The sequence below is a fragment of the Bradyrhizobium retamae genome (genome assembly GCF_001440415.1).
Taxonomy (GTDB): domain Bacteria; phylum Pseudomonadota; class Alphaproteobacteria; order Rhizobiales; family Xanthobacteraceae; genus Bradyrhizobium; species Bradyrhizobium retamae.
On the sequence record NZ_LLYA01000056.1, the window covers coordinates 1 to 3,752 of the forward strand.

Genomic DNA, 3,752 nt, shown 5'->3' on the forward strand with positions numbered 1-3,752 from the left:
GAAGTCTTGGTGGAGATCGAAACCGTCGCCTATCTCGGTAAGAGCTGAAGTCCGATTTGGGTCATCTGCGTCGTCTTGGCGATGTCCGCGCTACGTCCGGTTTGCCCCGAGGCGGGCACGGCTGGATTCCCTCATCAATTGCGGAACCGAGCAGACCGAGCCGTCATTCACTCTGGTGCTCGCCGAGAACGGTAGCGTACCAAAGGCTATTGAGTTCGTCCTCGACCCCCCAGCCGATGTCCCTCCCGCGCGATCTAAGCTTGTCGAGACGCTCAAGGTAGGCGGAGCGCTCGGCATGGGGTAGGCTTGATACGAATTCGAGGGACCGTCCATACATGCGGATCAGAGCAACAAAGTAGCTTTCATCTTCCATGCTGCAGGATTCCAGGAAGCCGAATGCCTCTTCGCAATAAAATATCGACAGCTCCGCCATCCCATCCGCGCGCCCAATCGCTTTCTTGTAGTCCGCAACCGCCTTCTTGGCCTTTGAAATCGATATGGGTTGATTGTTCATGGCGTCTGGGCATATCCAATTAGAAATACGTGCTTTGAAGGGTTGCAGCTGATCGTGACCCAAGCCCAAGCGGGCGTGCAAGAATGCTTGGTTATCTTTGCTCGCAGTGTAGAGGTCTTGCACTAGCCCCCGAAGCGCCGCGCGATCGAAGTCTAGGAGCGCGGTCCTAACATCGCTCCAAGTTGGTGAGGCATTCTTGCTACGGACCACGGCCACGAATCTTTCGATGATGGTTTTGTGAGCGAGCTTCTCCTTGCTCAGGATACACGACGCAACGGAGCAGATTGGTCGGATCAACGATGCCGGGCTGACAATCTTCGCACGCGAATGGCGCGTGCGCAGCTGGACCCGGCATGGCGCAACCCTAGCCCATCTGTCCCGTCTCCTGGAAGGTGCCACGGGCGTCGCCCTGTTGCTGATAGGTCTCGCGCCGTTCGTTTCGGTGATCTGACCGCGAAGGATATGTCTGTGGTATCAGCGCCGACGCTGATAACGCTGCACATTTGAGGACAAGGAAATGCTGGACCCACAAGAACGCCATGGCGGTGAAGAGGCCGTTGTTTTTCCGCCCTTTCGACCCCATGGTGGTTGGCACTTACCCCAAAGGGGAGTAGCTTCGCCGGACGGTCGTCAGGACGAGATCTTGATCTCCTCATCGTGCCGCCGGGCGCCCAAGGCGTTGCCGATCGTCGTCCCGACCAGAATAGGGTCACGATTCTGCTGAGGGAGGAGCGAATGATGCAATCCGGGCAATTCTGGATCATCACTGCGGCCGCGACATTGCTACTCAGCGCAACCGCAGCGCATGCGGATACGACGTCCGTTAGGGCGTGGCAGGTTGTGCGCGTCGCGAAGACCGGCGCGCACTGCGTCGACGACAACAACTGCATGAACCGCATGCACCCGGCCATCAAGCCGGTGAGTCGCGCCAACCCCGGTCAGCATATCGTCTTTGAGACGCGCGATGCCTTCGACTCCGACTTCAACCTCGGCTCCAAGCCCGAGGATGTGTCGGCGGCCGATCTCAATCTCGTCCATCCGCTGACCGGCCCGGTCTTCATCGAGGGTGCCCAGCGCGGCGACGTACTGGCGGTGACACTCCTCGACGTACAGCCGGACGACTACGGCTACACCGTGATCGTCCCGGGCTTCGGTTTCCTGCGCGATCGCTTCACCAAGCCGTTCATCGCCAATTGGAAACTCAACCGCAAGGAGGCGGTCTCCGACCAGATCCCGGGCGTCGTCATCCCCTTTAACGGATTTATGGGCACGGTCGGGGTGCTGCCGGGCCAGCCCGAGGTGGCCACGATCCTCACGCGCGAGGCGGCGCTGCAGAGCGCGGGCGGCGTCGTGCTGACTCCGCAGCCGCTCGGTGCGCTGCCGAGCGATGTCTGCGGTCAGAACGGAAGCAGCAAGAATGAGTGCCTGCGCACCATTCCGCCGCGCGAGAACGGTGGCAACATGGACATCAAGCAGATGGTTGTGGGCACGACGCTGCTGCTGCCCTGCTTCGTGGACGGGTGCGGCTTGTTCGTCGGCGACGTCCATTTCGCGCAAGGTGATGGCGAGGTCTCCGGCACGGCGATCGAGATGGGGGCGACGGTCACGCTGGTCACCGAGATCCGCAAGGCGCAAGCCGCGAAGGTCAAAGTCCCGCACTTCGAAGGCGGCGATCAGCTCATCCGGTTGGCGCCGACCGAGTTCTACGCCACCACCGGCTTCCCGCTGAAAGCCAAGGGCCAGATCCCGCCTTACCATACCTACCTCGACAGCCAGAAAATCGGCCCGCTCGAGAACCTCTCAGAGGACCTGATGCTGGCGGCGCGCAACGCGCTGATCGAGCTGATCGACTGGATGGTTGTCGAGAAGGGCCTCACGCCGGAGCAGGCATATGTCGTGGCGAGCGTGGCCGCCGACCTGCGTATCGGCAATGTCGTCGACGTGCCGAACTACGCAGTCTCCGCCATCCTGCCGACCACCATATTCCGCAAGTAGTAGCGTGTGGCATAAGACCGAAGGTCCTGAGGTTGGTGGGAGGCCGAGCCGCCGGGAATTCCTCCGAACGGCGGGGGCCGGTGCCGCAGCCATGTTCCTTTGTGGCCACGCACCCTATGGCCAGTGGGGCGTCTACCGCCGGCGTCACCTGCTGATCCTGACTTCGCGCGCCGATCCTCCCTCGTTCGAGCTCGGCAAGCGGGTAGCTGAGGTCCTCGCGAATCGCTTGCCGAGCAGCAAGGCTCAGGTGAGCAGGGCGCCGCACAAGGAGCGCATCGCCAGTCTGATCAGCTCGCAGCAGTTGGACGTCGCGCTGATGCGGCGCGACGATGCGGCAGCCCTTCGACAAGGGAGGCCCCCCTTCGCCGAGCACGGACCAGTCAAGCTGTTCACCGTTGTCGGCATCGGAGAGTATTTGTTCGTCTGCCGCGACGACTTTGCAGCACGCCATGCCTGGTTGATCGCCGAAGCGCTGGACAAGAGCCGCAGCGCCCTTCCCGAATTGCTGCTGCCGAACGGTTCGTCCTCCGAGCCACCCGACTCGCGCATCCCGCTGCATCCTGGCGCTCTAGGTTATTTCACGGGCGCGCCCATGCCGGGCCTCGAGCCACATGCCCATGAAGATCACACCCACGAGGTTGATGTCCCGCAATGAGCCGCGGCCCTGAGCTGGAGGCCGCCCAGACCTCTGCTTCTTCATCAATTGCGAGCCTCGTCGCGCCCTCGCAGCACTTCAGAAAAGGAGTCACAAGCGGCGGTGAAGGCGAGCATGGACCGGCGTCCGGTCTGCCTCCGTCAGCCGACATGACAACGGCTTAGGCGCTGTTCTGCTTAGGGCCGATTTTGTTGCAAAGTCGGTTGAGAGAGGCCTCGAGGCGTGATTCCGTTGTGTTGAGGCGAATCGCGACGAGGTCGATCCATGATGGGCCGTCTGAAGAGTGACCAAGGTCAACTGTTCTACGAGTTTGATCTTAGCGACGCGATTCCCGAAGATCATCTGGTGCGGAAGATCGATGCTGCTCTCGATCTTTCCTGGCTTCGCAGCGAGCTTGCACCTCACTATTCGTCGATGGGTCGCCCGTCGATCGATCCGGAACTGATGATCCGGATGCTGGTCGTGGGGTACGTCTTTGCGATCCGCTCGGAGCGGCTGCTCTGCCGTGAAGTGCAGGTGAACCTCGCCTATCGCTGCAAGCTCGGTATCGAGGATGCTATCCCGGATCATTCGGCGTTCTCGCGGGCG

Annotated in this window: 4 protein-coding genes; 3 read left to right on the forward strand and 1 reads right to left on the reverse strand. The window is 61.4% G+C overall.

Annotated features, from left to right (window positions below):
* Positions 1-163: 163 nt before the first annotated feature.
* Positions 164-514 (reverse strand): hypothetical protein, encoded by a 351-nt coding sequence (locus tag CQ13_RS44305; protein ID WP_197427282.1) that lies wholly within the window; start codon positions 512-514, stop codon positions 164-166.
* An 840-nt stretch (positions 515-1,354) separates the two neighbouring features.
* Here CQ13_RS44305 and CQ13_RS08430 point away from each other — a divergent pair.
* From CQ13_RS08430 to CQ13_RS08440, 3 genes are all read left to right on the forward strand, one after another.
* Positions 1,355-2,509, forward strand: coding sequence for an acetamidase/formamidase family protein (locus CQ13_RS08430; protein ID WP_197427283.1), 1,155 nt, complete (start codon positions 1,355-1,357; stop codon positions 2,507-2,509).
* On the forward strand, positions 2,445-3,164 hold the full coding sequence (locus CQ13_RS08435; RefSeq protein WP_283807497.1) for a twin-arginine translocation signal domain-containing protein: 720 nt from the start codon (positions 2,445-2,447) through the stop codon (positions 3,162-3,164). Before CQ13_RS08430 ends, CQ13_RS08435 begins: the two co-directional genes overlap by 65 nt.
* A gap of 264 nt (positions 3,165-3,428) precedes the next feature.
* On the forward strand, positions 3,429-3,752 hold a 324-nt coding region (locus CQ13_RS08440; protein ID WP_197427285.1), incomplete at its 3' end, for a transposase.

Excerpts from the sequence above, each read along its gene's own strand:
- CQ13_RS44305 (WP_197427282.1), bottom strand. The coding sequence starts at position 514 with ATGAACAATCAACCCATATCGATTTCAAAGGCCAAGAAGGCGGTTGCG.
- CQ13_RS08435 (WP_283807497.1), top strand. The coding sequence starts at position 2,445 with ATGTCGTCGACGTGCCGAACTACGCAGTCTCCGCCATCCTGCCGACCA.